The following is a 25,195-nucleotide window of genomic DNA, read 5'->3' as shown; positions in this document are numbered from 1 at the left end:
TTCGCGTCAGCGAGGGTCGGATGAGGGACCGACCAGTGACAGATATCGAATACATGTCTCGAGCGACCGCGAACCGCGGCCGCCCTCATCCGACCCGACTTCGTCGCGCCACCTTCTCCCGCGTGCGGGAGAAGGTGGCGCGCTGATCAACGCACCAGTATATTCTTGAACTGCCACGGGTCCTCGAGATCGATGTCCTCGGGGAAGAGGCCCGGACGGCCGTCGAGCGGCGTCCAATCCGTGTAGACGCCCTCCACCGGGCCCAGATAGGGCGTCTGCACCTCGAGGCAGCGGCGGAAATCCACCTCATCGGCCTCGACGATGCCGGCGGTGGGATTTTCCAGCGCCCACACCATGCCCGCGAGCGCGGCCGAGCTCACCTGCAGGCCGGTGGCGTTCTGATAGGGCGCGAGCTCGCGCGTCTCCTCGATGGAGAGCCGCGACCCATACCAATAGGCGTTCTTGGCGTGGCCGTAGAGCAGCACGCCCAGCTCGTCTATGCCGTCGACGATCTCATTCTCGTCGAGAATCGTCCAGCTCGACTGCATCTTGCCGGCGCGGCCGAACATTTCATGCAGCGAGAGAACCGCGTCATCGGCCGGATGATAGGCGTAATGGCAGGTCGGCCGATAAACGACCGAGCCGGCGCCGTCGCGCACCGTCAGAAAATCGGCGATCGAGATCGATTCGTTATGCGTGACGAGGAAGCCATATTGCGGCCCCGGCGTCGGCGTCCAGCTGCGCACGCGCGTGTTGGCGCCCGGCGACTTCAGATAGATCGCCGCGCCGCAGCCGGAGGAATGCGTGCCGGCGATCTCCGGCAGCGATTTCTCATGCGTGCCCCAGCCGAGCTCGGCCGGCTGCTGGCCTTCCGAGACGAAGCCCTCCACCGACCAGGTGTTGACGAAGACGTCGCGCGGCTTGGGGCTCTTGGCGCGCTGCGTGTCGCGCTCGGCGATGTGAATGCCCTTGACGCCGAGCTTTTGCGCCAGCGCGCCCCAGTCGGCGCGGGTCTTGGGCTCCTCGATGGAGAGGCCGGTGTCGGCGGCGATGTTCAGCAGCGCCTGCTTGACGAACCAGGACACCATGCCCGGATTGGCGCCGCAGCAGGAGACGGCGGTCGGCCCGCCGGGATTGCGGCGACGCTCCTCGAGCACGGTCTCGCGCAGCGCGTAATTGGTGCGCGCCTCATTGCCGAGGCTGGAGTCGAAGTAGAAGCCGGTCCAGGGCTCGACGACGGTGTCGACATAGAGGCAGCCCAGCTCGCGGGCGAGCTTCATAATGTCGAGCGAGGAGGTGTCGACCGAGAGATTGACGACGAAGCCCTGTCCCTCGCCCTTGGTGAGCAGGGGGGTGAGCAGCTCGCGGTAATTGTCCTTGGTGAGCGCCGCCTTCTGGAAGGCAATGCCGCGAATATCCAACATTTCGCGATGCGTATCGACGGGGTCGATGACGGTGAAACGGCTCTTGTCATAGTCGAAATGGCGCTCGATGAGCGGCAAGATGCCACGTCCGATGGAGCCGAAGCCGATCAGTACGATCGGGCCGGTAATCTTCGCATGGACGGGCCAATCTGCCATTTCGCTCACCTCTTGGAGTTCGAGAATTTATTGTGCGGCGCGTTACAGCAAGAGCGGCCGACATAATCAAGGAAAAACGGGGGCGGGGCTGCAATCGGGCGGCAGGGCGCGCTCCTTCTCCCGCTCTGCGGAAGAATGTGGCCCTCGCCATAGGGCGTTCGAAAGGACGCCCGTCGCAAGCGCCCGGCTTTGGCGAGGGTCGGATGAGGGTTCGGGCAACCGCGGCGAGCCCTCATCCGTGGCGCATTCGCGCGACGCCTTCTCCCGGAGCGGGAGGAGGGGCGCGCATGATCATTCTGGCTTATCGTCGAGGGAAAATCCCAATCGCGTCAGAGCCGTCGCCAGCGCCGGCTCGGCGCGCGCGCCGCTGGTGAAGATCGCGCGGGGCGCCGGCGCGGCCGCCTCTTTGTCCGGGCCGAAGCGCTCCGCCAGCAGCCGGTCGGCCTGACGGGCGATGGCAGGGGCGGGGTCGATCCATTCGACCGGCCATGGTGAAAGGCGCCGGAAAAAATCCAGCAGCAGCGGATAATGCGTGCAGGCGAGCACGACGACATCCGTCCGCGCCGCGTCGCGCGTGACGAAGCAGGGCGCGATCTCGCGGGCGATCTCCTCCTCTGGAACAGCGGCGCCGCGCATGAAATCCTCGGCGAGCGGGGCGAGGCGCGTCGAGCCGATCAGCGTCACCGCGCAATCTTCCGCGAAGCTGGCGATGAGCGCGCGTGTGTAATCGCGCGCCACAGTGCCGGGCGTCGCCAGCACGGAGACGAGGCGCGAGCGCGAACGCTCGGCGGCGGGCTTTATCGCCGGCACCGTGCCGACGAAGGGAAGCTGCGGCCAGCGCGCCCGCAAAGGGGGAAGCGCGCGCGTGGAGGCCGTGTTGCAGGCGATGACGACGAGATCCGGCGCCAGCTCGGCGACGAGTCGCTCCATCACCTCCATGACGCGCGCGACGAGCGCCGCCTCGGAGAGCGGACCATAGGGGAAGCCGGCGTCATCGGCGCAATAGAGCAAAGCGGCGTGCGGGCGCAGCTTCGCCACCTCGGCGAAGACGGTGAGCCCGCCGAGCCCGGAGTCGAAGACGAGGATTTTGGGGGCAGGGGGCGTCATGAGAGCGGTCTGCGAGATTCGGCGTGTGACATGCCCCCTCCCCGACCCTCCCCCGCTTTGCGGGCTATCGAATGCACACGTCGCGAGACCCTGCGGCCGTCCTGGCCGGGCTCGTCCCGGCCATCCACGCCAAGCCGCTGAGAAATTTTTGGAAAGCGCCCGCTATCGACGGATTTCAGCTCGCGTCGGGCGGCTTTGTGGCGGGGCCCGGTAGAGGTCGCCGGAACTTCGACATCACGCTGACCTTCCGAGGAGCCTCGGCGTGTCGGCGTGGATGGCCGGGACGAGCCCGGCCATGACGTTGGTGGGGGCGAGGATGTGTGCATTCGATAGCGCTTTGCGGAGAGGGGGCGCCAGCGATCGGCGTTTCACAGTGTCGTGACGCCCCCGAATCGGCTCCCTCTCCCGCGAAGCGGGGGAGGGACGGGGAGGGGGCCTCTCCACGAATAGAAACCTGTTCGCCCGCGAAGATCAACCTCGCGTCAAAACGGCAGGTTGAACACGCGCGAGGGCTCGAGCGCGCCTTCCACCACCTCGCCGAAGGCGACCGGGACGCCGCCGCAGGACGCATAGACGATTCCGCCGGCGGGCGCGTCGCGGCCGCGCAGGATCACCGAGCCACCGCGACGCAGGCGCGCCGCCGTGTCGCGGTCGACGACGATGCAGGGCAGCTCCGTGAGGCCCGCTTCGACGGAGAGCAGAGCATTGGCCGCCTCGCCGCCCTCGATCTCGTCGAGGGTGAAGCTGTCCTCCTCGAGGAAGGGGCCGACGCGCGTGCGGCGCAGCGCGCTCACATGACCGAAACAGCCGATGAGCCGGCCGAGATCGCGCGCGATGGAGCGCACATAGGCGCCCTTGCCGCATTCCATGACGAGCCTGGTCTCATCCTCTGTCGCATCGACGATGGAGAGGCGATGGATCGTGACGGGCCGGGCCTTCAGCTCCACCGTCTCGCCCTCGCGCGCGAGATCATAGGCGCGCTCTCCGGCGATCTTGATCGCCGAATATTGCGGCGGCACCTGCATGATGTCGCCGAGGAAGCGCGGCAGCAGCGCCTCGATCTCGGCGATGGTCGGCCGCTCCGCGCTCTCGCGCACAGCCTTGCCGTCGGCGTCGTCGGTGTCGGTCTCGACGCCCCAGCGCACAGTGAAGCTATAGGCCTTTTCGCCGTCCTGCACGAAGGGCACGGTCTTGGTCGCCTCGCCGAAAGCGACCGGCAAAATGCCGGAGGCGAGCGGGTCCAGCGTGCCGGCATGGCCGGCCTTCTTGCCATTGTAGATGCGCTTTAAACGCGAGACCGCATGCGTCGAGGTCATGCCGACAGGCTTGTCGAGCACGACCCAACCGTCGACGACGGCGCGGGTCGATTTTCTTCCATTCATTGCGGGGCGCCGTTCTCTTCTTCTGTGTCGGGCTGCTCGAGGTCGCGGCGCACGCGCTCGGAGTTCAACAGCGCGTCGATGCGCGCGACATTGTCGAAACTGTCGTCGATGCGGAAACGCACCTCCGGGGCGAATTTGAGATTGACGCTATGGGCGATCTCGCCGCGCAGGAATTTCTTGTGCCGATCGAAGGCGCGCAGCACCTCGGCCTCGTCCTTGCCGCCGAGCGGCATGACGAAGACGGTGGCGAGCTTCAAATCGGGGCTCATCGCCACGCGCGAGACGGTGACGACATGCTGCTCGAGCACGGGGTCGACGATCTCGTTGCGCGCGAGCATCTGGGCGATCTGATGGCGGATGAGCTCGGCGACGCGCAGCATGCGTTGCGACGGCTCCGCCCCATGGGCGTGATGGGTTCTGGACATGAATATTCGCGCTGCTCGCGCGCTCCCGACGTTGCGCGGCCGTCACTCGCCAATGCGGTCGAGGACGGCGGCGCGCCGAAGGCCTGATGAAAGTTCGATGGAGATCGTCGCGGCGCGCGTCACAGCGTCCGCTTGATCTCCTCGACGCGATAGCACTCGATGACGTCGCCGGCGCGCATGTCTTGATAGTTCTCGAAAGCCATGCCGCACTCCTGTCCGGACTGCACTTCCTTGACCTCGTCCTTGAAGCGCTTGAGCGTCGACAGCTTGCCTTCGTGGACGACGACATTGTCGCGGATGAGACGCACATTGGCGCCGCGCTCCACCGAGCCGTCGGTCACGCGGCAACCCGCCACCTTGCCGACCTTGGAAATGTCGAACACCTCGAGAATCTGCGCATTGCCCAGCATGGTCTCGCGCAGCGTCGGCGCCAGAAGGCCGGACATCGCCGCCTTCACATCGTCCACGAGATTGTAGATGATGTTGTAGTAGCGGATTTCAATGCCGCCGCGCTCGGACGCCTCGCGCGCTTCCTTATGGGCGCGCACGTTGAAGCCGATGACCACCGCATTCGACGCTTCGCCGAGCGCTATGTCGGATTCGGAAATGCCGCCGACGCCCGCATGGACGATGCGCGCGCCGACCTCGTCGGTGCCGAGCTTGTCGAGCGCTGCGACGATCGCCTCCACAGAGCCCTGCACGTCGCCCTTGATGACGAGCGGAAACTCCTTGCGGCCGGCGGTCTTCAGCTGGCTCATCATATCGGTGAGCGAGGTGCGGGCGCCGCCTCCGCGCGCGGCGAGCTTCTCGCGCCGCTGACGCTCGCGATATTCGGTGATCTCTCTCGCGCGGGCTTCTGTCTCCACCACGGCGACGCGGTCGCCGGCTTCCGGCGTGCCGGAGAAGCCGAGGATCTCGACCGGGAAGGACGGGCCGGCGGTCTGCACGACGACGCCTTTGTCGTCGAGCAGCGCGCGCACGCGGCCCCATTGCGAGCCGGCGACGATGATGTCGCCGACCTCTAGCGTGCCGCGCTGCACCAGCACGGTGGCGACCGGGCCGCGGCCCTTGTCGAGCCGCGCCTCGATCACCGTGCCTTCGGCCGAGCGCTCTGGATTGGCCTTGAGGTCGAGCACTTCCGACTGAAGAGTGATGGCGTCGAGCAGTTTGTCGAGATTGAGCTTCTCCTTGGCGGAGACCTCCACCTCGAGCGTGTCGCCGCCGAAGGTCTCGGTCTGCACCTCGTGCTGCAGCAGCTCGGTGCGCACGCGCTCGGGCTTGGCGTCGGGTTTGTCGATCTTGTTGATCGCGACGATGATCGGAACCTGCGCCGCCTTGGCGTGATGGATCGCCTCGATCGTCTGCGGCATGACGCCGTCATCCGCCGCTACCACCAGGATCACGATATCGGTGACCTTGGCGCCGCGCGCGCGCATGGCGGTGAAGGCCGCGTGGCCGGGGGTGTCGATGAAGGTGATCGCCGCGCCATTGGGCGCCTTCACCTGATAGGCGCCGATATGCTGCGTGATGCCGCCGGCCTCGCCGGACACGACATTGGCGTGGCGGATCGCGTCGAGCAGCGAGGTCTTGCCGTGATCGACATGGCCCATGATGGTGACGACCGGCGGCCGCGACTCGAGCTCGCCCTCGGCGTCGGGCTCGTCGAACAGGCCCTCCTCGACGTCCGACTCGGCGACGCGCTTGACCGCATGGCCGAGCTCTTCGGCGACGAGCTGCGCCGTATCGGCGTCGATGGTGTCGGTGATCTTGTGCAGTGCGCCCTGCTTCATCAGCAGGCGAATCACGTCGACGCCGCGCTCCGACATGCGGTTGGCGAGCTCCTGGATGGTGATCGTCTCCGGGAGGATGACCTCGCGGGTGATCTTCTCCTTCTGCTCGGCCTGGCCGAAGGATTTGAGGCGTTGTGTGCGGCGGCGGAAGGCGGCGACGGAGCGTGTGCGCTCTTCCTGCTCGGACGTCGCGGTGGAGACGGTGAGGCGGCCGCGATCTTTCTGCGCGCCGCCGCGCGAGGGCGTCGGACGGGGCGGAGGCGGCGGCGCCTTGACGGCGATGACGCCGGCGGGACGACGCACGACGCGCTTCTCGGCCTCTTCCGTGGTGGTGGCCGTGGTCGTGGCGGCGCGGGGCTGCTCGGCTCCGGCGACGGGCGCGGGGCGCGGCTGCGCCGAACGCTGAATGGCGGGAGCCGCGGCGTGCGGCTCCGGAGCGCCGCCTCCGGCGAGACGGCGGCGCGCTTCCTCTTCCGAGCGGCGCTTCGACTCGGCGTCGCGGGCGAGGCGCTCCTCCTCCTCGCGCTTGCGGGCTTCGGCGGCGGCGCGCTCCTCGCGCTCGCGCTCCTCGCGCTCGGCTCTCGCCTTGGCGTCGGCCACCGCGCGGCGACGGTCTTCCTCCTCGCGCGTGCGGGCGTCGACGAGAGCGCGGGCGCGGGCCTCGCGCTCATCGTCGGTCAGCGCGCGCAGCACGACGCCGGCGCCGCGCTTTTGCTGCGGCGGACGCGGGGTCTCGGCGCGCGGCGGCGGGGCGGCCGGAGCGGCGGCGACGGGCGCGGGCGGAGCCGCCGGAGCCGGGGCTGCTGGCGCGGGCGGGGTTGCAGGAGCCGGAGCTGCGGGCTTGGTCTCGACATGGCCCGGCGCGCGACGCTTCACTTTCTCGACCACGACGACCTTGGAGCGGCCGTGGGAGAAGCTCTGGCGCACCATTCCGCCATGCTCGGTCGGACGCTGCTTCAGATGCAACGTCTTCGACGGCGTGACGGTCAGCGTCTTGTCGCCGCTGTTCTCGGTCTCGGTCTCACTCATCCAGTTTCCGATCCTCGGGCTGCGCCTGTTCTGTTACGTCGTTCAGCGGGCCGAGCTCGTTGGTCTGCTCGCTGTCGTGGTTTTTCGCGTCGCCGGATGCGCTCTCGCCTCTATAGGCGGCGAGGCGGCGGCAGCGCGCCAAAAAGGCCTGCGTCGGTCCGCCCGGCGCGAGGGCTGCATGTATCACATTTGTGCGGCCCAAAGCCAAATCCAATTGAAGAGAATCGAACAGAGAGATCGCCTCCGTCGCCCTCTCGCCGCGTCCGCGCGCCGTCGCCGCGCGACGCGCCGCCTGGGCGAGCTTTCGCCGTCCCTCCGCCGAGCCGTCCCGCGCCTCCAGCAGAGCCGCGACGGCGCCTTTTTCCAACGCCTCGCAGACCTTGCCGAAGCCGGCCACCACCGCGCCGGCCTTATTGGCCATGGCCAGCGATTGCAGGCAATCGGCCGCGAGCAGCCGGTCGACGTCGGCCGGCAGCGACGGAGAGGCGGAGACCTTGGCCTTCAATTGACGAGAGAAGGCCTGCTTCTTCACCGCTTCGGCCACCACCTCGGCGCGCGCCGTCACCCAGGCGCCGCGGCCCGGCAGGCGCGACCTTATGTCCGGCGTGAGGACGCCGTCCGGAGCGCGCACGAAACGGATCATCGCCTCCGGCGCTTCGCGCCGGCGCGTGACGATGCAGGTCCGCTCGCTCGCCTCGGCCTCTCTCATATTTTCGCCGTCCCGTTTCGTCACTGCGTTTCGGTCTGCTCCGTAGCCTCGGTCTGTTCTGTGGCCTCGGTCTGTTCTGTGGCCTGGGGCTGCTTCGCGGCCTCTGGCTGTTCTGTGGCCTGGGGCTCGCCGGCCTCCTCATCCGCCTCGGGCTCGGGAGCCGGAGCCTCGATCCAGCCGACGCGCACGCGGGCGTCCATGATCATCGCCTCCGCCTCTTCGCGGGACATGTCGAGCCCGTCGAGGAAGCCGGTCTGCTTGATCGTCTCGCCGTCCTTCTTCTCCGTCCAGCCGACGAGATCGTCCGGCACGCAGCCGGCGAGGTCCTCGATCGACTTCACGTCATTTTCGCCGAGCTTGACCAGCATCGCCGTGGTGACGCCGTCGAGCTCCTTCAGCTCGTCGAGCACGCCGAGCTCGACGCGGCGCGCCTCGTTCTCCGCCTCGACTCTTTCCAGATAGTTGCGGGCGCGATTTTGAATCTCGGCGGCCGTATCCTCGTCGAAGCCCTCGATCGTCGCCAGCTCGCCGAGATCGACGAAGGCGAGCTCCTCGACCGATTGGAACCCTTCCGAGGCGAGCAGGCGGCCGACGACCTCGTCGACGTCGATGGCGTTCATGAACACTTTGGTGCGCTCGATGAACTCTCTCTGGCGGCGCTCCGATTCCTCGGCTTCGGTCAATATGTCGATGTCCCAGCCGGTGAGCTGGGAGGCGAGACGCACATTCTGGCCGCGCCGGCCGATGGCCAGCGAGAGCTGATCGTCCGGCACCACCACCTCGATGCGCGCGGTGTCCTCGTCGAGCACGACCTTCACCACCTCGGCCGGCTGCAGCGCATTGACGATGAAGGTCGCGGCGTCCGCCGACCAGGGGATGATGTCGATGCGCTCGCCCTGCAATTCGCCGACGACGGCCTGCACGCGCGAGCCGCGCATGCCGACGCAGGCGCCGACGGGATCGATGGACGAATCGCGCGACACCACGGCGATCTTGGCGCGCGAGCCCGGATCGCGGGCGACCGATTTCACCTCGATGACCCCGTCATAGATCTCCGGCACTTCCTGGCGGAACAGTTTCGCCATGAACTGCGGATGCGTGCGGGAGAGGAAAATCTGCGGACCGCGCTGCTCGCGGCGCACGTCATAGACATAGGCGCGCACGCGGTCGCCGGGACGGAAGGTCTCGCGCGGGATCATCTCGTCGCGGCGGATGATCGCCTCGCCGCGGCCCAGATCGACGATGACATTGCCATATTCGACGCGCTTCACCATGCCGTTGACGATCTCGCCGATACGGTCCTTGAATTCTTCGTATTGGCGGTCGCGCTCGGCCTCGCGCACCTTCTGCACGATGATCTGCTTGGCCGATTGCGCGGCGATGCGGCCGAAGTCGAAAGGCGGCAGCGTTTCGGAGATCCAGTCGCCGACCTGCGCCGCCGGATTGCGCTTGCGCGCATCCTCGATGGAAATCTGCGTCGCGTCATTATCGACGAGATCGACGACGAGCAGCAGGCGCGAGAAGCGCACTTCGCCGCTTTTCGGATTGATCTCGGCGCGGACCTCGGTCTCCTGGCCATAGCGCGAGCGCGCGGCCTTTTGCAGAGCGTCCTCCATGGAGGCGATGACGATCGAGCGGTCGATCGATTTCTCGCGCGCGACCGCATCGGCGATCTGCAGGATTTCCAACCTGTTGGCGCTGACGGCCATATCTTGCTCCCAAAAACATCGGCTCACGCGGTTTCAGCGCGGGCCGGGTCCGCTGCTTTTTTTCTTGAAACCCGTCTGCACGCCGGCCGGAACCAGCGGCTTCGCCTTATTGGCTTTCGCCGCGGCGAAACGGCCGGGCCCGCGGCGGGGCCTCTCCTCTTCCTGCGGCGCAGCCTCTTCCTCGCCCGCAGTCTCGCCCTCGCTCGCGGTCTCGTCCTCGAGCTGCGCCTTGCTGGCCCGCAGCGCCTCGCGGATCAGCGCGTCGGTCAGCATCAGCTTGGCCTCGTCGAGATCGCGCAGCGGCATATGCACGGTTTTTTCTTCGTCCGGCGGGGCGTCGATGCGCTCGAGCGTCACCACGGCGTCGCGGCCGTCGCCCTCGACGCAGAGAATATTGCCCCGAAAACGCTTGCGGCCAGTTTCGAGCGGCTGCGTCAGCTCGATCTTCGCCTCATGGCCGATCGCGCGCCGAAAATCCGAGACGCGGACCAGCGGACGATCGATGCCGGGCGAGGAAATCTCCAGCCGATAGGCGTCGGGGATCACGTCCTCGACGTCGAACTCGGGCGAGAGCGCCTGGCTCGCGGCCTCGCAATCGTCGATCGTCATGGTTCCGTCGGGCCGTTCCGCCATGATCTGCAGCGTCATGCCGCTCTGCGCGAAAATGCGCGCGCGCACGAGGCGAAAGCCGAGCTGCGCCAGCACGGGCTGGGCGATATGGGCGATGCGCGCCGCGACGCCCGTCTCGCCGCAAAGACGCGGCTCATCGAGCGGGGAGGGCGCCTCGGCGCCGGCGACGGGCGTTTCTGCCAAGCGGCACATCCTGGTTTGCGAGGGTCTCTGGCCGGTGCAAACAAAAAAGAGCGGGTCCCGGCCGGGCCCCACTCTCAAGCAGCGATCATCCGGAAATGATCGTTATGAGATAGAACGAGGCGCTTATACACCTCGGGCGGGGTGGAGGCAAGGGAAAGGCGACGCGCCGTTCTTGACGGTCTCGCGGTCTTTTGTTTGACTGGCGACACGGCTCGATCGGAGCCCCCGTGTCCGCGGAAAGGGCTGCGCCCGCGCTCATCGTCCAAAGTGGCGCTTCGACATTCGCCCTTTCCTGTCTGATCGGCGGACGCAGACTTGGAGGAGGGGGTTCCATGTCCAGCGAACCGCGGGCCGCGCGGGCGGTCGTCCGCTTTTCTTCGCCGTTCCGGCTCAATCTCGAACAACAGCGAAAACGCGCCAAAGAGCTGCACGCGGGGCTGTGCGCCGGCGACTTGCAATCCCTCGAGCGATTTCGCCTCCATCATCCTGCGGCCGCGCAATCGCGGAACGCTCGGCTGAGCGACGCGCAGCTCGTCGTCGCGCGCGAGCTCGGCCTCGCGAGCTGGCCGAAGCTCAAGGCGCATATAGAGGCGATGGACCGCAGCTGGCGCGGCATATCGCAGGGCGAGGCGGCGCCCGATCGCGCCATGCCGACGTTGCATCTGCGCTGCGGCCACGACATAGAGGCGAGCTTGCGCGACGCCGGCTTCGTCGGCGATTTTCTGGAATATTCCGATCCGCTATGTCAGGGTCCGGTGCTCGACCGGGCGGATTGGCTCGACGAACGCGCGGCTTTTCTCGCGGAGAGCTACGGGGCCGGCGTTGGTCGAAGCGAAGCGCAGATCGCGGAAGAGCTCGCCGTCGCGGAGGCGCGTTTGCAGGCGGCCGCGTCTCGCTATGAGCGCGTCGTTCTCTGGCTCGAGCACGATCCTTATGATCAGCTCATTCTCGCGCGCTGTCTCGCGCAATTCGCCGAGACGCCTCCGCCGCGGCTCGATCTGATCTCGCTCGAGCGCTACCCCGGCGCCATTCGCTTCATCGGCCTGGGGCAGTTGCCGCCCGAGGCGCTGCGCCTCCTCTGGGAGACGCGCGCGCCCATCGCCGAGGCGGCGCTGCTCGCCGGTCGCGACGTCTGGTCAATGCTGCGCGCCCCCGACCCGCGCCCGCTCGCCGCATTCGTCCGCGCGGGCGAGCCGGCTCTGCCGCAGCTCGCGCGCGCCGTTCGGCGCCATTGTCAGGAATTTCCCTCGACCGAAGATGGGCTGAGCCTGACGCAACGCCTCATTCTCGAGCTTCTGGCGGAGCATCCGCACAAGGTCGGCGAGGCCTATGCGCGTTTGTTGATGGAGCGCGAGCCGCTCCCCTGGCTCACCGATCTGATGATTCACTCCATTGTGGAGGAGATGAAGCGAGTGGCGGAGCCGGCTTTCACGAGCGCGTTCGAGGGCGAGGATCGCAATTGGCCCAAGGAGCGTCTCACCATCACGCCGCTCGGGCGCGCGATTCTGGCGGGGCGGAGAGATTGGATGTCGCTGCGGCCGCCACCGCGATGGCTCGGCGGCGTCTCGATCGCCGGCGCGCCGCCTTGCTGGCGTTGGAGCGACCGCCGATCCGAATTCGCGCTCTGCTGAGCGTTCACCCCAGCAGCGCGACCAGAGGCGCGATCAGCGGCGCGTCGGCCGGCGGCATTCGCGCCGCGTCCAGCGCGCTCGGCCGCGCCCATGCCAGCGCCTGCCCCTCCCGCGCGTGCGGCTCGCCGCGCCAGCGCCGGCAGAGATAGAGCGGCATCAGCAGATGAAACGCCTCATAGGCATGGCTGGCGAAGGTCAGCGGCGCGAGGTCGGCCGTCGCCACCTCTATGCCCAGCTCCTCGGCGAGCTCGCGCGCCAGCGCCTGTTCCGGCCGCTCGCCGGGGTCGAGCTTGCCGCCGGGAAATTCCCAAAGCCCGGCGAGCTGCTTGCCGGGCGGGCGCTGGGCGATCAGCACGCGGCCCTCTGTATCGACGAGCGCCGCGGCGACCACGAGAAGCAGTGACAAGCGGCGTTCCCCTCAATTGCCGGAGAGCACGACCTCGACCGGATCGGTCTCCTTGCCGGTGATCGTGACCTCGTCGTACATCGCGCCGCCATCGCTGAGCAAGCCGCCCTTCGGAACCCAAGTGACTTGCGTCGTCACGAAATAGCGGCCCGGCGCGACCTTGTCGAAGGTGAAGCGGCCGGTCGCGCCCGCCTTGGTCGTGCGCGTGAAGGCCGCATATTCGGCCTCCTGCGTCGGCGTCGGCATGAACAGGGCGGCGATGAATTTGCGCTTGCCGTAGAATTGCGCGATGCGCGCCTGCGCATAGGCGGTCGCGGGAATGAGCCGCACCACCTCGCCGGCGGCGTAGCGCACATTCACCTTGCCCTGCTGGTCGCGCAGAAAGGCCTGGCCCTCGATCGTCGCCTTGCCCTCCTGCTTGATGAAGGCGGCCTCCGTCGGATCGAAGCGCATGTCGGGCGCGGCGCTGTTGCAGGCGGAGAAGGCGAGCGGCGCGAGGGCGGCGCAGACGGCGAGAAAACGCATGAAACGGCCTCGGAAACGCGAGATGAGCGGCCAATGTCGCCGCTCCGCCGACCGAAGGCAAGGCTCGAGCTCGTCTTAAGGTTTCTTCTCCGGCGGCGAGAGAAAGGCGGCTGCGCAGCTCGTCTCCTTGCGCCAATCGACGACATTGGTCCGCTTGTCGTAGCAATTGCGCTTGGTGATCGCCTCCTCGCAATCGGCGCCGCCCATGAATTGGTAGGTGACGCAGGCGCCGACGGCGGGCGGCTCGTTCTTGTCCTTGGCGGCGGCCTCTTTTTTCTCGGCGCCCTTCTTCTCGCCCTTCTTCGTGCCGCCTTTCTTTTTCGCGTCCTTCTTTTTCTCGGACTTTTTGGCGCGGCCGTCGGGCGCGCTCTTCTCCACGACGACGCCGGAGACGGCCGCGAATTCGCGCGCCTCCTCATAGGCTCCGGCGCAGGCCGAGAGCGACAGCGAAAGCGCAAACAAGACAACCACGAAAAAAGGGCGCCGCCGGATCATTCTCGTCTCCGTCGCGCGATGAGCGAATCGTTATGTAGACTAGAAACCGAAGCGAATTTCGTCAGCGCGCAAAAGCCCCTAAGGGCCGCTGCGCGCTCGCCTGCGCGCGCAGCATGTCGAGCACGTCGCGCAGGCTCGCGACGACGGCGAGGCAGAGCGCGCGCTCCTCCGAGGAGGGCTGCAATATGTCCGGCGCCAATATCGTCATCGCGCCGGAGGCGGCGGCCGAGCGCAGGCCGGTGGGCGAATCCTCGAGCGCGAGGCAGCGCGGCGTTTCCTTGCCCAGCGCCCGCGCGGCGCGCAAATAGGATTCGGGATGCGGCTTGCCGCGCGTGACGTCATCGCGCGTCACCAGAACGGAGAAATGCGAGAGCAGGCCGCAACGGCTCAGATGGTGCTCCGCCGTCGGCCGCCGCGAGGAGGTGGCGATGGCGAGCGGAATATTCATCGCGGTGAGATAATCGACGAGCTCGCGCGCGCCGTCCTTGAGCGGCACGCCGGCGCGCGAGGCGCGGGCGACAAAGGCGCCGCAGGCCTCTATGCAGGCGTCGAGCGGGAAATCGGCGCCGAACCGCTCGATCATCATGATCTCGCAATCCTGCATGGGCTTGCCGATCATGCGATGGCAGAAGTCTTCGGTGATTTGGGCGCCGACGGCGCGCCCGGCCGCGATCCAGGCGTCGACATAGAGCCGCTCTGTGTCGAGGAGCGTGCCGTCCATATCGAAGAGGACCGCCTCTACAGTATGGGGGAAAACCATTTGTCCGCTTCCTCGCCGCCGCCCGAGCCGAGGCGAGTAGAAGCCGATTCACGAAACGCTGCGATGACGAACAGGTCACGAGCGCATGTCAGAGGGCGCGCTTCCTCCTCCCGCAGGCGGGAGAAGGAGTCGCGCACGAAGGAAATGATCAGCTGCGATAGTCGCCGTTGATGGCGACATATTCCTTCGTCAGATCGCAGGTCCAGACGCGCGCGGCGCCGGAGCCGAGGCCGATGTCGACATGAATGGCGATCTCGTCGCGCTTCATGATCTGCGAGACTTCCGCCTCATCGTAATCGGGATCGCGCAGGCCCTTGTGCGCGACGCGAATGTCGCCGAACCAAATGGCCAGCTTGTCGCGATCGGCGGCCTCGCCGGACTTGCCCACCGCCATCACCACGCGGCCCCAATTGGCGTCCTCGCCGGCCACCGCCGTCTTCACCAGTGGCGAATTGGCGATGGAGAGGGCGATGCGCTTGGCCGCCTTGGCGCTCTCGGCGCCGATCACTGTCACCTCGACGAATTTGCGCGCGCCTTCGCCGTCCTTCACCACTTGATGGGCGAGATCGAGCAGCACCTCGTCCAGAGCGCGGCGGAAATCCTCGAGACGGCGGTCGCTCGCCTTCTCGATCACCGGAGCGCCGCGCTCCGCCGCCGCGCCTGTGGCGAAGAGCAGCAGAGTGTCCGACGTCGAGGTGTCGCTGTCGACGGTGATCGCGTTGAACGAGCCCTGCACGGATTTCGACAAGAGGCTCTGCAGAACCTCGGCGTCGATCGGCGCGTCGGTGAAGACGAAGGAGAGCATGGTCGCCATATCGGGCGCGATCATGCCGGCGCCCTTGGCGATTCCGGCGATGCGCACCTCGACGTCGCCGAGCGTCGCGACGCGCGTCGAGAGCTTGGGATAGGTGTCGGTGGTCATGATCGCCGAGGCCGACTCGCGCCAGGCGTCGCCCCGCGCGTCGGCGGCGAGCTTGCCCAGCACGGGCTCGAATTTCGTGGCGTCCAGCGGCTCGCCGATGACGCCGGTCGAGGCGAGGAACACCTGCTTCTCGGGAACGCCGGCGGCGGCGGCGACGAGCTTGGCGGAGAGCTTCGCCGCCTCCTTGCCGTTCTTGCCGGTGAAGGCGTTGGCGTTGCCGGAATTGACGAGCAGCGCCCGCGCCTTGCCACTGTCGAGCCGGGCCCGGCACCAATCGACGGGAGCGGAGGGGCATTTGGAGCGGGTGAACACGCCGGCGACCTGCGTCCCCTCGTCGAAGAGGGCGAGCATGACGTCGGTGCGTCCGGCGTAGCGTATGCCGGCCTGCGCCACGGCGAAGCGGACGCCATCGATCGGCGGAATATCGGGATAGGTCTTGGGGGCGAGCGGCGAAACGGGTGCGGCCTTGGCCATGGGGCGAATTTGTCCTGAAATCGCGGGTGCGAAGGGGCAAGCGAGTGGCGAGCAGTGAGTTTGCGGCCGGCCGGGCGGCCGCCCGCCTGCACGCCACTCACTACTGTCCACTCACTACCGACTCATGACTATTTCTTTTTCTCGGTGGGCTTGGCCTCGGCGGGCTTGTCGCCCGGCTTGGCCTCGGCCGGCGGGGCCTCGGTGCGCTCGATCTTGGCGCCCTGGCGCAGCTCGACGATGAGGTCGGACTGGGCCTTCTGCGCCACATAGCGGGAAACCTGGTCGCGCACCTGGTCGAGCGGCGGGAAGACTTTCGGGCGCTTCTCGTCCAGCTTGATGACATGCCAGCCGAATTGCGTCTTCACCGGATCGGAGATCTGGCCCGGCTCCAACTTGAAGGCGGCCTCGCCGAATTCCGGCACCATGCGGTCCTTGGTGAACCAGCCGAGATCGCCGCCCTGCGCGCCCGTGTCCTTGGAGAGCTCGGTGGCGACCTTGCCGAAATCCTCGCCGCCCTTCACGCGCTTTTGCGCGGCCTTGGCCTCGTCCTCGGTCGTCACCAGAATATGATGGGCGTGAATCTCGGTCTCGGGCTTCTGATTTTTGGCGGCCTCGTCATAGGTCTTCTTGACGGCGGCCTCGGTGGTGGCGTCCTTGGCGATCTTGCCGAGCAGAGCCTCCATCAGTGCCTTGTCGCGCAAATAGGCGAGCTTCTTGGCGAAATCCGGGGTCTCGCCGAGCTTGTCGCGCTGCGCTTTCTGCACCACGAGCTGCTCGTCGATGAGGAAATCGAGAATGTAATTCTCGCGCGCCTTGCCCTCCAATTGCCGTGGCAGACCCGCCCCGAGATCGTCGAGCGCGATTTTCACGTCGTCCTCGGTGATGTCGACGCCATTGACCTTGGCGAGGACCTTGGCCTGCGCCGAGGCCGCGCCCATCGCCAGCAGGGCGCAGACGCCGATCGCGGCGAGAACGCCCCGGCTGCCGAGACGCGTGGTCTTGAGGTGAGGCATGTTGCTCTCCAACAAAAGAGCGACAGGCGGGGAGGCCTGTCGCGACAGGGGGTCCACTAGAGCAAGTCCGCGCAAAGGGGAAACGGATTTTTTGGAACGCGCAGACGAAATCGGATCATCTCTAACGAATTCTTCAGCGAATTTGTAGGCTTCACCCCGCGTCACGCGCCGAGCAGGGAAACGAAGAGCGCGCGGGTGTTTGCTCGGGTCTCGGCGAGCAGGGCTTCGAGCTGTTTCATATCCGGCGATTCGCCCGCCCGCAACAGCAGCTCGACGAGGCCGCGCGGTGCGTCGGCCGGGTCGAAATCGGCGTCGATGGCGAGCCGCAGCAGCTGAATGAGGCCCTGGTAGAGCGAGACCGCCTGTGTGAGCGTCGTCGCCGCTTCGGCGTCGAGGAGACCGAGGGCGCACAGGCGTTCGAGCGCGACGCGCGTCGTCGCGGCGAGCGCGCCCGGATGCGCGGCCGCGTTACGAAGCTCCAGATATTGCGCGATGAATTCCACATCGACGAGGCCGCCCGGCGCCTGCTTCAAATCCCACGGGCTCTTGGCCGGCTTTTCCCGCTCGAGCCGGGCGCGCATGTCGCGCACATCGGCGGCGAGCTTTTCCGGGTCGCGCGGGCGCGTCAGAGCGGCGCGGATCGCGGTCTCGGCCTCGGCGGAAAAATCGCCGGGGCCGGCGACGACGCGCGCCCGTGTCAGCGCCATATGCTCCCAGGTCCAGGCCTCATGCGCGTGATAATCCTCGAAGGCGCGCAGGCTCACGGCGAGCGGCCCCTTGCTGCCCGAGGGACGCAGGCGGAAATCCACCTCATAGAGCAGGCCCTGCGCCATCGGCGCCGACAGCGCTGTGATGAGCCGCTGCGTGAGGCGCGCATAATAGGCCGCCGCGGCGAGCGGACGCGCGCCATCCGACTCGGCGTGCGGATCGGCGTCATAGAGCAGCATGAGATCGAGATCAGAGGCGGCGGTCATCTCGCGTCCGCCGAGCTTGCCGAGCGCGACGACGGCGGCGCGGCCTCCCTCTATGCGCCCATGGGCGCGGGCGAATTCCGCCTCGACGCGCGGCAGCAGCGCGGCGATGACGCATTCGGCGAGCCGAGCATAGGCGAGGCCCGCCTCCGCCACTGAGAGCGCCCCGGTCAAAATGCGCACGCCGACGAGAAATTTCTGCTCCTGGCCGAAGACGCGCGCGGCGTCGAGCGCCTCTTCATAGGAGCGCGTCTCGGCGAGGCTGCGATCGAAGGAGGCGGCGAGATCGGCCGCGCCCGGCAGCCGCTCGAAAAAGGCCGGCTCCAGCACGGCGTCGAGCACGCGCGGGCGGCGCGAGATCGTCGCGGCGAGCTTGGGCGCCGCGCCGGTGATCGCGGTCAGCAGCCCCAAGAGACGCGGATTGGAGACCAGCACCGAGAATAATTGCACGCCGGCGGGCAGGCCGGCGAGCAGCCTGTCGAAAGCGAGAAAGGCCTTGTCGGCGTTCTCCGTCGCGGCCAGCGCCTCGAGCAGCGCCGGCGTCAGCTCGGTCAGGCGTTCGCGCGCCTTGGTGGAGCGCGTCGCGGCATAGCGGCCGAAATGCCAGCCGCGAATGGTCTCCGTCACCGTCTTTGGATGCGCGAAGCCGAGGCCCGCGAGAGTCTCGAGCGTGCCGGGATCGTCCTCGCCGCCGGTGAAGACGAGATTGCCGGTCTGCGAGGAGAGCTGCGGCGCGCTCTCGAACAAATGCGAATAATGGCTCTGCACGATCTCCAGACGCGCGACCAGCGCGCGCGTGAACTCTTCGAGCGTGGCGAAGCCGGCCATGCGCGCGATGCGCAGCGCCTCTTTTTCGTCGCGCGGCAGAACATGTGTCTGCTTGTCGGCGACCATTTGGAGTCTGTGCTCGACGTCGCGCAGAAAGAGATAGGCGCGCCGAAGCTCGTCGCGCACGCGCGGCTCGATCCAGCCATTGGCGACGAGCGCGTCCAGCGTCTCCAATGTCGCGCGGCCGCGCAGCGCGGGATTGCGTCCGCCGGTGATGAGCTGCTGCGTCTGCGCGAAAAATTCGATCTCGCGAATGCCGCCGCGGCCGAGCTTCAAATCATGGCCGAGCGCGGCGATCTCGCCATGGCCCTTGAAGGCGTGAATCTGCCGCTTGATCGAATGCACGTCGGCGATGGCGGCGAAATCGAAATTCTTGCGCCAGACGAAAGGCGCGAGTTCTTTCAGAAACGCTTCGCCGGCAAGAATGTCGCCGGCGGCGGCGCGCGCCTTGATGAAAGCGGCGCGCTCCCAATTCTGGCCCATGCTCTCATAGTAGGAGAAAGCCGCCTCGAGCGGTATGGCGATGGGCGTCGCGCCGGGGTCTGGGCGTAGGCGCAGATCGACGCGGAACACATAGCCGTCCGGCGTGATGTCGGAGAGAATGCGCACCACGCGCTTCGTCATTTTGACGAAGAGATCGACGTCTTCGGCCGGCGCCGCGACACGTGCGCGCGAGCGGTCGAAAAGGACGATGAGGTCGATGTCGGAGGAGTAATTGAGCTCATAGGCGCCTTCCTTGCCCATGGCGAGGAAGATCCAGCCGCAGCCGCGTTCCGGCATGCGCTGATCATAGAGCTCGAGCTTGCCGGCGGTGGCGGCCTCGCGCAGCGTGAAGGCGATGGCCGCGGCGAGCGCGGCGTCGGCGAGGCGCGTGAGCGCTCGCGTCGCTTCTATCGTCTCCCATGCCTTGGAGAGATCGGCGAGCGCGACGAGCAGGGCGCCCTCCTGCTTGGCGCGGCGTAGCGCGCGCATCAGCTCCGCCTCTTCCGTGACGCCTTTCGCTGCGCCTTGCGTCGCCTCGACGAGACGGGCGAGGCTGGCGTCCGGATCGTCCTCGAGCAGGCGCGCGAGACGGGCGGGATCGCGGGCGGAAAGCTCGGTGAGATAGGGCGATGAGCCGAGGGCGCCCTCGAGCAGCGGGCGCGCCTTGTCATGCGCCGCGAGGACGGCGGCGAGCGCGCCATCGGCGTCGCGCTCCAGCACGCGCGTCAGCGCGGCCGCGGCCTGCACGGGATCGACGGGTTCTATGATGCGGAGGGAGCGAGTGAGGAGCGAGCGGGCGGAATTGGTCTGCGTCATTTTTTGTCCGTTGCCTGCGCGCAGCGACGCCTCTCAGAACAGAGCGCTTCCTTCTCCCGCCTGCGGGAGAAGGTGGCCCTCGCGTCAGCGAGGGTCGGATGAGGGCTCGAGACGCGGCTAACGCGGCGACGCAAACGCCCGTCACGAGAAAGCGATCAGCTCGCGCTCCGTCAGCAGGAAATCCAGCTTCTGATCATGCGGCTCGGTCGGCACCGTATCGGTCTCCTGGCAAGCGTAGGCGACGCCGATCGCGATGATGCGTTTCGTCGCCCGAAGCTGCGAGAGCGTTGCGTCATAGATGCCGCCGCCATAGCCGAGCCTGTAGCCCTTGCGGTCGAAGGCGGCGAGCGGCGAGAAGACGATGTCGGGATCGAAGGAGGGCTGCGTCTCGGGGGGCTCGGAGAGGCCGAAGGGGCCCTTCACCAGATCGTCGCCGGGCGTGAAGGCGCGGAAAATCAGCGGGCGCTTCACCGCCGTCATCACCGGCAGAGCCGTGGCGATCTTCGCGGCGGAAAGCGTCTCGATGAGCGGGCGTGTGTTCAGCTCGCTGCGAATCGGCCAATAGACCGAGACGACCTCCCCGGTCTCCTGCGCGCGCGGCGCGAATTGGCGCACCAGCGCCAGCGCGCGTTCGGCCACGGCGAGCGAGGCGGCGTGGGCCTCCTCATGGGAGACGAGGTCGCGGCGGGAGAGCGTCCGCCGGCGCAGTTCGGTCTTGGCGTCGACGGTCATTGGGCGTTTTGAGCGTTCGATATGTACAAGCGCGGGCCGCGTGAGCCGTGGGACATCGATCCCGGGAAACCTACAACGTAGGTGGGCGCCGTAGTGGCCGAGCCCACGGGCAAGGCCAGGGACAGCTCCCTTAGAGATCGATAAGGCCCCGGGGAATTAAAGTCCGTCACGCACCCCGCAGCGCCGCTCCGACAATGTAATCCCGACTGGGCGGGAACGCCAGAGGCAGGAATGTCGGCGTAGGGGATGGGGGCCGTCGAAAAGCGCCTCGTCACGCGTGCTCGAACGGCCGCCGGTGCTCGCGATAGGGCCGGCGCGCGTGCTCGCCCCAGCGCGCCAGACGCTCGATGCGCGTCAGCGTGAACAGGCCAAAGGGCGGCAGCACGCGGCGCTCGGTCAGCCGCATGTCGGGGCGCTGGTCGATCCAATCGCCGATGATCGACCAGGGGAATTGCGGCCGCCAGCCGAGCGTCGCGGAAAAGCTCTCGCCGATGAATTCCTCCAGCGCCGACATCGGCCAGTCCGGCGAGCTCACATGATTGACGAGCACGATCTCGCCGCCCGGCCGCACGACGCGGGCGAGCTCGTCCAGAGTCTCCTCCGGATCCGGCACGACGGTCAGCAGATAGGGCGCGACGACGCAGGCGAAGCTGGCGTCGCAGAAGGCGAGCCGGCTCGCGTCCATGCGGGCGAGGCCGGCGATATTTTTCAGCCCCTCGCGGGCGATGCGGGCGGAGGCCCGCTGCAGCATGGGCTCGGAGAGATCGACGCCGACGACCCGCGCTTTGTCGCGGAACATCGGAAGCTCGAGCCCGGTGCCGACGCCGACGTCCAATATGCGGCCGTCGGCGCGCGAGGCGATCGTCGCCACGGCGCGCCGTCCGGGGCCCAGCATATTGGAGAAGACCAGATCATAGACGGGCGCCCAGCGCGCATAGGCCGCCTCTATCGCCTGGCGGTCGAGGCCGCGCTCGAAGAGGTTGAAGCCGGAGACGCCGCGCGCATCGCTCATCCCGCGCTCCGATCGAGCTCGAGCGCGGACTCTGCAACGGCGGGTTCGGGCGCCTCCGTCTCCGCTTGGGCGATGAAGCCGCCGCCGAGCACGCGGCCGCGCTCGTCGCCGCGCTCGTAGAAGACGCAGGCCTGGCCCGGCGAGACGCCGAATTCGCCGGTCTCGAAGACGACCTCCGCGCCGCCGCCGGCAAGCGGCCGCAGCAGCGCCGGCGCCGGCGGACGGGTGGAGCGCACGCGCGCCGAGATCGGCAGGCCCTCCGCCGGCAGAGCGGCAAGATCGCCCGCGCCGATCCAATTCACATTGCGCAGAGCCACACGGCGCGTCTCCAGCGCCTCGCGCGGGCCGACGACGACCTGCGCCTTGGCGGCGTCGAGCCGCACGACGAAGAGCGGCTCCGCGGCGTGGCCGGCGACGGCGGCGCCGAGACCGAGGCCGCGGCGCTGGCCGATGGTGTAATGGATGACGCCGGCGTGGCGGCCGAGCACGCGTCCGTCCACATGGACGATGTCGCCGGGCACGGCGGCGCCGGGAGACAGGCGCTCGACGAGATCGGTGTAATGGCCGCTCGGCACGAAGCATATGTCCTGGCTGTCCGGCTTCTCGGCGACGTCGAGGGAGAAGCGCCGGGCGAACTCGCGCACGTCGGATTTCGCGTATTCGCCGAGCGGGAAGCGCAGCATGTCGAGCTGCGCGCGCGTCGTCGCGAAGAGGAAATAGCTCTGGTCTCGGGAGGCGTCGAAGGCGCGGTAGAGCGCGCGGCCGCCGAGATCGTCGGCGCGCGAGGCGATGTAATGACCGGTCGCCAGAGCGTCGGCGCCGAGATCCTTGGCGGTCTCGAACAAATCGACGAATTTCACGAATTGATTGCAGGCGACGCAGGGAACGGGCGTCTCGCCGCTGGCGTAGCTCTGCGCGAAAGTGTCGATGACCGTCTCGCGGAAGCGGGTCTCGTAGTCGAGCACATAATGCGGGATGCCGAGCCGCGCCGCCACCTGGCGGGCGTCGTGAATGTCCTGGCCGGCGCAGCAGGCGCCCTTCCGATGCGTCGCCTCGCCATGGTCGTAGAGCTGCAGCGTGACGCCGACGACGTCATAGCCCTCTTCTTTGAGCAGCGCGGCGACGACGCTGGAGTCGACGCCGCCCGACATCGCCACCACGACGCGCGTCTCCGCCGGCGGCTTGGGCAAATCGAGGCTGTTGAGGAGGCGAGCGCCGGCCGTCGTCATCGTCTGGGACCGTCCGAAGAGCGTTTCACGAGACCCGTGGGCGGGCGTCAATTCCGCTCGAACGGCTCGCAATTCATTGTAAACCATTATCTGTCCCGCGAGGCAATCCGCCCGTGCCGTTCTCTCCGCCCGAGCCGTTCTCGCCTCGAGCCGTTCTCGGGGCCCGCTGGAGGGCGCGCCCGTCATCCCCTATTTGCCGCGCGCCTTTGCCCGTTCAAGGCCGAGAGCGGCGTTTTCTGGCGCCCGGCGGCGTCGAAATTGCCAGGGTCGAGAAAAGCTTCGAACGCCGCTTTTCGCGCCGGCCATTCGCTGTCGAGCATCGAGAACCAGGCCGTGTCGCGATTGGCGCCTTTGACGATCATATGCTGGCGGAAGACGCCTTCGGGAGCAAAGCCGAGCCGAAGCGCCGCGGCCTTGGACGCCTCGTTTGCGGTGTCGCATTTCCAGACGTAGCGGCGGCAGCCGAGCGTCTCGAAGGCGTGGGCGGCGAACAGATATTGCGCCTCCGTCGCCGCGGCGGTGCGCTGCAACGCCGGAGAATAGAGCACAGAGCCTACTTCGACGGCGCGATTCGCCGGTTCGATGTTCAGATAGGCCTGAAAGCCCAGGGCGCGGTCGTCGCGATTATCGAGCACGGCGAAAAAGAGCGGATCGTCCGCGGCCGCCTTGCGCTCCATATCGGCGCGAAAGGCGGCCGCATTGGCGAAGGGGCCGACGAAAATATAGCGCCACAGCGCCTCGCGCTCGTCGCCATGCGTCGCCGCATAGAGATCGTCGATATGCGCCGGCGCGAGCGGGACGAGCGTCGTCAGCCGGCCGGAAAGGCGCAGGCGCGTCGGAAGCGCGAAGGGAGACGTGAGCGGAGCAGGCGCCGGCCGGGCCGGCGACGGTTGTGACATTTTTGTCTCATGGTCGGGAGGAATGCGACGCCCCCGCTCATACCCTATCGCAGTGGCATGGAACATGCCCTAGCTTCATCATCCGATAAGTCTCGACCGGCGTCCACGCCGGCGCGGGGGAGGAGCGGCGATCTCGAGGTTTCGAACTCCTGTGGGGAGAACTTTCGATGCTCTATTCCGTCATGATCCTCGTCTGCTCGCTCTCCGTCTCGCCGAGCGAATGCCGGCCCGAGACGGCGATCGACGTCGTTCTGGGCCCCAAAGTGGCAAGCCAGGCGCAATGCGGCTTTCTGGGGCAGGCCACGATCGCCCGCACGACGCTGGCTCCGCGCGAGGGCCTCGAATATCTCAAGATCGTGTGCCGCCGCGGCGAGGCGTGACCACGTCGAACCTGACCCGTCGAGCGGCCGAGCGCGCATGTGTCATATTCCTGCCGTATTGTCCCACGGCCGCATCGCTGCTAAGAGGCCGCCGTGTCACGTGGTGAGGGTCGAGGCGGTTCGATGGCGGCGATGAAAATTCTCGCAGGCAACTCCAATCGCGCGCTCGCCGAGGCGATCGCCGCCTATGTCGGCGTTCCATTGTGCCGGGCGCAGGTGCGGCGCTTCGCCGATATGGAGGTCTTTGTCGAGATCCAGGAGAATGTGCGCGGGCAGGACACTTTCGTCGTGCAGTCGACCTCGGCGCCGTCGAACGACCATTTGATGGAGCTGCTCATCATGATCGACGCGCTGCGCCGCGCGTCGGCGCGTCGCATCACCGCGGTCATCCCCTATTTCGGCTATGCTCGGCAGGACCGCAAAGGCACCTCGCGCACGCCGATCTCGGCCAAGCTCGTCGCCAATCTCATCACCAGGGCCGGCGCCGACCGCGTGCTGACCGTCGATCTCCATGCCGGGCAGATCCAGGGCTTCTTCGACATTCCGACCGACAATCTCTTCGCCGCTCCGGTCATGGTCGCCGACATCAAGTCGCATGCCAAGCTGCCCAATGCGATGGTGGTCTCGCCCGACACCGGCGGCGTGGTGCGCGCCCGCGCTCTGGCCAAGCGCATCGACGCGCCGCTCGCCATCGTCGACAAGCGCCGCGAGCGCGCCGGCGAGTCGGAGGTGATGAACATCATCGGCGACGTCTCGGGACGCAATTGCATTCTCGTCGACGACATCGTCGATTCCGGCGGCACTCTGTGCAATGCCGCGGAGGCGCTGCTCGCGGCGGGCGCGACCTCGGTCTCGGCCTATATCACTCATGGCGTGCTGTCGGGCGCGGCGGCCGAGCGCGTCGCCGCCTCCAAGCTGAAAGAGCTGGTGCTCACCGACACGATCGCGGCGACGTCCGCGGTGCAGGAGGCGCGCAACATTCGCTTCATCTCGATCGGCGCGCTGATCGGCGAGGCCATCGCCCGCACGGCGCGCGAGGAGAGCGTGTCGAGCCTGTTCGACTGACAGCGCGTTC

Annotated in this window: 22 protein-coding genes and 1 other RNA gene; 3 read left to right on the top strand and 20 right to left on the bottom strand. The window is 67.5% G+C overall.

All coding sequences use genetic code 11. The features are described from left to right. Nucleotides 1-146 precede the first annotated feature (146 nt). The 8 genes from AC6IY7_RS03825 to rimP form a co-directional block, all read right to left on the bottom strand. Nucleotides 147-1,580: a homospermidine synthase gene (locus AC6IY7_RS03825; protein WP_497781703.1), complete on the bottom strand. Its 1,434-nt coding sequence runs from the start codon at nt 1,578-1,580 to the stop codon at nt 147-149. A 291-nt stretch (nt 1,581-1,871) separates the two neighbouring features. Continuing rightward, nucleotides 1,872-2,687, bottom strand: a complete 816-nt coding sequence (gene murI, locus AC6IY7_RS03820) for a glutamate racemase (RefSeq protein WP_497781702.1) — start codon at nt 2,685-2,687, stop codon at nt 1,872-1,874. A 482-nt stretch (nt 2,688-3,169) separates the two neighbouring features. Continuing rightward, nucleotides 3,170-4,069: a tRNA pseudouridine(55) synthase TruB gene (gene truB, locus AC6IY7_RS03815; protein WP_497781701.1), complete on the bottom strand. Its 900-nt coding sequence runs from the start codon at nt 4,067-4,069 to the stop codon at nt 3,170-3,172. Next, the gene (gene rbfA, locus AC6IY7_RS03810) at nt 4,066-4,494 is read right to left on the bottom strand and encodes a 30S ribosome-binding factor RbfA (RefSeq protein ID WP_497781700.1); all 429 of its coding nucleotides are present in this window, start codon (nt 4,492-4,494) and stop codon (nt 4,066-4,068) included. The genes truB and rbfA overlap by 4 nt, the downstream gene beginning before the upstream one ends. Before the next feature lie 119 nt (nt 4,495-4,613). After that, on the bottom strand, nt 4,614-7,313 hold the full coding sequence (infB, locus tag AC6IY7_RS03805; RefSeq protein WP_497781699.1) for a translation initiation factor IF-2: 2,700 nt from the start codon (nt 7,311-7,313) through the stop codon (nt 4,614-4,616). Continuing rightward, nucleotides 7,306-8,022, bottom strand: a complete 717-nt coding sequence (locus AC6IY7_RS03800) for an RNA-binding protein (RefSeq protein WP_497782773.1) — start codon at nt 8,020-8,022, stop codon at nt 7,306-7,308. Before AC6IY7_RS03800 ends, infB begins: the two co-directional genes overlap by 8 nt. Nucleotides 8,023-8,042: 20 nt before the next feature. Then, nucleotides 8,043-9,731, bottom strand: coding sequence for a transcription termination factor NusA (nusA, locus tag AC6IY7_RS03795; RefSeq protein WP_497781698.1), 1,689 nt, complete (start codon nt 9,729-9,731; stop codon nt 8,043-8,045). 33 nt (nt 9,732-9,764) lie between these two features. Continuing rightward, nucleotides 9,765-10,553, bottom strand: coding sequence for a ribosome maturation factor RimP (rimP, locus tag AC6IY7_RS03790; RefSeq protein ID WP_497781697.1), 789 nt, complete (start codon nt 10,551-10,553; stop codon nt 9,765-9,767). 323 nt (nt 10,554-10,876) lie between these two features. On the opposite strand from rimP, the gene AC6IY7_RS03785 reads away from it, so the two are divergent. Next, a complete protein-coding gene (locus tag AC6IY7_RS03785) occupies nt 10,877-12,175 on the top strand; it encodes a DUF1835 domain-containing protein (RefSeq protein WP_497781696.1) in 1,299 nt (432 codons plus the stop codon). Nucleotides 12,176-12,179: 4 nt separating this feature from the next. On the opposite strand, the gene mutT is transcribed toward AC6IY7_RS03785, so the two are convergent. The 12 genes from mutT to AC6IY7_RS03725 all read right to left on the bottom strand — a co-directional run bounded on the left by mutT (nt 12,180) and on the right by AC6IY7_RS03725 (nt 23,740). Then, a complete protein-coding gene (gene mutT / locus AC6IY7_RS03780; protein ID WP_497781694.1) occupies nt 12,180-12,581 on the bottom strand; it encodes an 8-oxo-dGTP diphosphatase MutT in 402 nt (133 codons plus the stop codon). A 12-nt stretch (nt 12,582-12,593) separates the two neighbouring features. Continuing rightward, on the bottom strand, nt 12,594-13,106 hold the full coding sequence (locus tag AC6IY7_RS03775) for a carboxypeptidase regulatory-like domain-containing protein (protein WP_497781693.1): 513 nt from the start codon (nt 13,104-13,106) through the stop codon (nt 12,594-12,596). A gap of 75 nt (nt 13,107-13,181) precedes the next feature. Continuing rightward, a complete protein-coding gene (locus AC6IY7_RS03770) occupies nt 13,182-13,577 on the bottom strand; it encodes a hypothetical protein (RefSeq protein WP_497781692.1) in 396 nt (131 codons plus the stop codon). An 85-nt stretch (nt 13,578-13,662) separates the two neighbouring features. Beyond that, nucleotides 13,663-14,361, bottom strand: coding sequence for an HAD family hydrolase (locus AC6IY7_RS03765; RefSeq protein ID WP_497781691.1), 699 nt, complete (start codon nt 14,359-14,361; stop codon nt 13,663-13,665). Nucleotides 14,362-14,509: 148 nt separating this feature from the next. Beyond that, a complete protein-coding gene (gene argJ / locus AC6IY7_RS03760; protein ID WP_497781690.1) occupies nt 14,510-15,757 on the bottom strand; it encodes a bifunctional glutamate N-acetyltransferase/amino-acid acetyltransferase ArgJ in 1,248 nt (415 codons plus the stop codon). A gap of 128 nt (nt 15,758-15,885) precedes the next feature. Continuing rightward, nucleotides 15,886-16,770 carry a peptidylprolyl isomerase gene (locus AC6IY7_RS03755; protein WP_497781689.1) on the bottom strand — a complete coding sequence of 295 codons (885 nt, stop codon included), beginning with the start codon at nt 16,768-16,770 and terminating at the stop codon, nt 15,886-15,888. Nucleotides 16,771-16,931: 161 nt separating this feature from the next. Continuing rightward, nucleotides 16,932-19,868 carry a bifunctional [glutamine synthetase] adenylyltransferase/[glutamine synthetase]-adenylyl-L-tyrosine phosphorylase gene (locus AC6IY7_RS03750; protein ID WP_497781688.1) on the bottom strand — a complete coding sequence of 979 codons (2,937 nt, stop codon included), beginning with the start codon at nt 19,866-19,868 and terminating at the stop codon, nt 16,932-16,934. Nucleotides 19,869-20,009: 141 nt separating this feature from the next. Then, nucleotides 20,010-20,600, bottom strand: a complete 591-nt coding sequence (locus tag AC6IY7_RS03745; protein ID WP_497781687.1) for a 5-formyltetrahydrofolate cyclo-ligase — start codon at nt 20,598-20,600, stop codon at nt 20,010-20,012. Between the two features lie 30 nt (nt 20,601-20,630). Beyond that, a non-coding RNA gene (ssrS, locus tag AC6IY7_RS03740) (6S RNA) lies at nt 20,631-20,787 on the bottom strand. Nucleotides 20,788-20,871: 84 nt separating this feature from the next. Beyond that, entirely contained in the window at nt 20,872-21,612 is a 741-nt protein-coding gene (locus tag AC6IY7_RS03735; RefSeq protein ID WP_497781686.1) for a class I SAM-dependent methyltransferase, read from the bottom strand. Beyond that, nucleotides 21,609-22,841: a tRNA 2-thiouridine(34) synthase MnmA gene (mnmA, locus tag AC6IY7_RS03730; RefSeq protein ID WP_497781685.1), complete on the bottom strand. Its 1,233-nt coding sequence runs from the start codon at nt 22,839-22,841 to the stop codon at nt 21,609-21,611. Before mnmA ends, AC6IY7_RS03735 begins: the two co-directional genes overlap by 4 nt. A gap of 182 nt (nt 22,842-23,023) precedes the next feature. After that, nucleotides 23,024-23,740, bottom strand: a complete 717-nt coding sequence (locus AC6IY7_RS03725; protein WP_497781684.1) for a GNAT family N-acetyltransferase — start codon at nt 23,738-23,740, stop codon at nt 23,024-23,026. A 167-nt stretch (nt 23,741-23,907) separates the two neighbouring features. Between AC6IY7_RS03725 and AC6IY7_RS03720 the strand changes: the two genes are divergently transcribed. Next, nucleotides 23,908-24,120: a hypothetical protein gene (locus tag AC6IY7_RS03720; RefSeq protein WP_497781683.1), complete on the top strand. Its 213-nt coding sequence runs from the start codon at nt 23,908-23,910 to the stop codon at nt 24,118-24,120. Nucleotides 24,121-24,243: 123 nt separating this feature from the next. Then, entirely contained in the window at nt 24,244-25,185 is a 942-nt protein-coding gene (locus tag AC6IY7_RS03715; RefSeq protein ID WP_497781681.1) for a ribose-phosphate pyrophosphokinase, read from the top strand. Nucleotides 25,186-25,195: the final 10 nt, after the last annotated feature.

This window comes from Methylosinus sp. is20ea (genome assembly GCF_059718135.1).
This window is presented reverse-complemented; position numbering and strand designations above follow the sequence as displayed.

Coding starts and splice junctions, on each gene's coding strand:
- AC6IY7_RS03825 (WP_497781703.1), bottom strand. CDS start 1,580: ATGGCAGATTGGCCCGTCCATGCGAAGATTACCGGCCCGATCGTACTG.
- murI (WP_497781702.1), bottom strand. CDS start 2,687: ATGACGCCCCCTGCCCCCAAAATCCTCGTCTTCGACTCCGGGCTCGGC.
- truB (WP_497781701.1), bottom strand. CDS start 4,069: ATGAATGGAAGAAAATCGACCCGCGCCGTCGTCGACGGTTGGGTCGTG.
- rbfA (WP_497781700.1), bottom strand. CDS start 4,494: ATGTCCAGAACCCATCACGCCCATGGGGCGGAGCCGTCGCAACGCATG.
- infB (WP_497781699.1), bottom strand. CDS start 7,313: ATGAGTGAGACCGAGACCGAGAACAGCGGCGACAAGACGCTGACCGTC.
- AC6IY7_RS03800 (WP_497782773.1), bottom strand. CDS start 8,022: ATGAGAGAGGCCGAGGCGAGCGAGCGGACCTGCATCGTCACGCGCCGG.
- nusA (WP_497781698.1), bottom strand. CDS start 9,731: ATGGCCGTCAGCGCCAACAGGTTGGAAATCCTGCAGATCGCCGATGCG.
- rimP (WP_497781697.1), bottom strand. CDS start 10,553: ATGTGCCGCTTGGCAGAAACGCCCGTCGCCGGCGCCGAGGCGCCCTCC.
- AC6IY7_RS03785 (WP_497781696.1), top strand. CDS start 10,877: ATGTCCAGCGAACCGCGGGCCGCGCGGGCGGTCGTCCGCTTTTCTTCG.
- AC6IY7_RS03775 (WP_497781693.1), bottom strand. CDS start 13,106: ATGCGTTTTCTCGCCGTCTGCGCCGCCCTCGCGCCGCTCGCCTTCTCC.
- AC6IY7_RS03765 (WP_497781691.1), bottom strand. CDS start 14,361: ATGGTTTTCCCCCATACTGTAGAGGCGGTCCTCTTCGATATGGACGGC.
- argJ (WP_497781690.1), bottom strand. CDS start 15,757: ATGGCCAAGGCCGCACCCGTTTCGCCGCTCGCCCCCAAGACCTATCCC.
- AC6IY7_RS03755 (WP_497781689.1), bottom strand. CDS start 16,770: ATGCCTCACCTCAAGACCACGCGTCTCGGCAGCCGGGGCGTTCTCGCC.
- AC6IY7_RS03750 (WP_497781688.1), bottom strand. CDS start 19,868: ATGACGCAGACCAATTCCGCCCGCTCGCTCCTCACTCGCTCCCTCCGC.
- AC6IY7_RS03745 (WP_497781687.1), bottom strand. CDS start 20,600: ATGACCGTCGACGCCAAGACCGAACTGCGCCGGCGGACGCTCTCCCGC.
- AC6IY7_RS03735 (WP_497781686.1), bottom strand. CDS start 21,612: ATGAGCGATGCGCGCGGCGTCTCCGGCTTCAACCTCTTCGAGCGCGGC.
- mnmA (WP_497781685.1), bottom strand. CDS start 22,841: ATGACGACGGCCGGCGCTCGCCTCCTCAACAGCCTCGATTTGCCCAAG.
- AC6IY7_RS03725 (WP_497781684.1), bottom strand. CDS start 23,740: ATGTCACAACCGTCGCCGGCCCGGCCGGCGCCTGCTCCGCTCACGTCT.
- AC6IY7_RS03720 (WP_497781683.1), top strand. CDS start 23,908: ATGCTCTATTCCGTCATGATCCTCGTCTGCTCGCTCTCCGTCTCGCCG.
- AC6IY7_RS03715 (WP_497781681.1), top strand. CDS start 24,244: ATGGCGGCGATGAAAATTCTCGCAGGCAACTCCAATCGCGCGCTCGCC.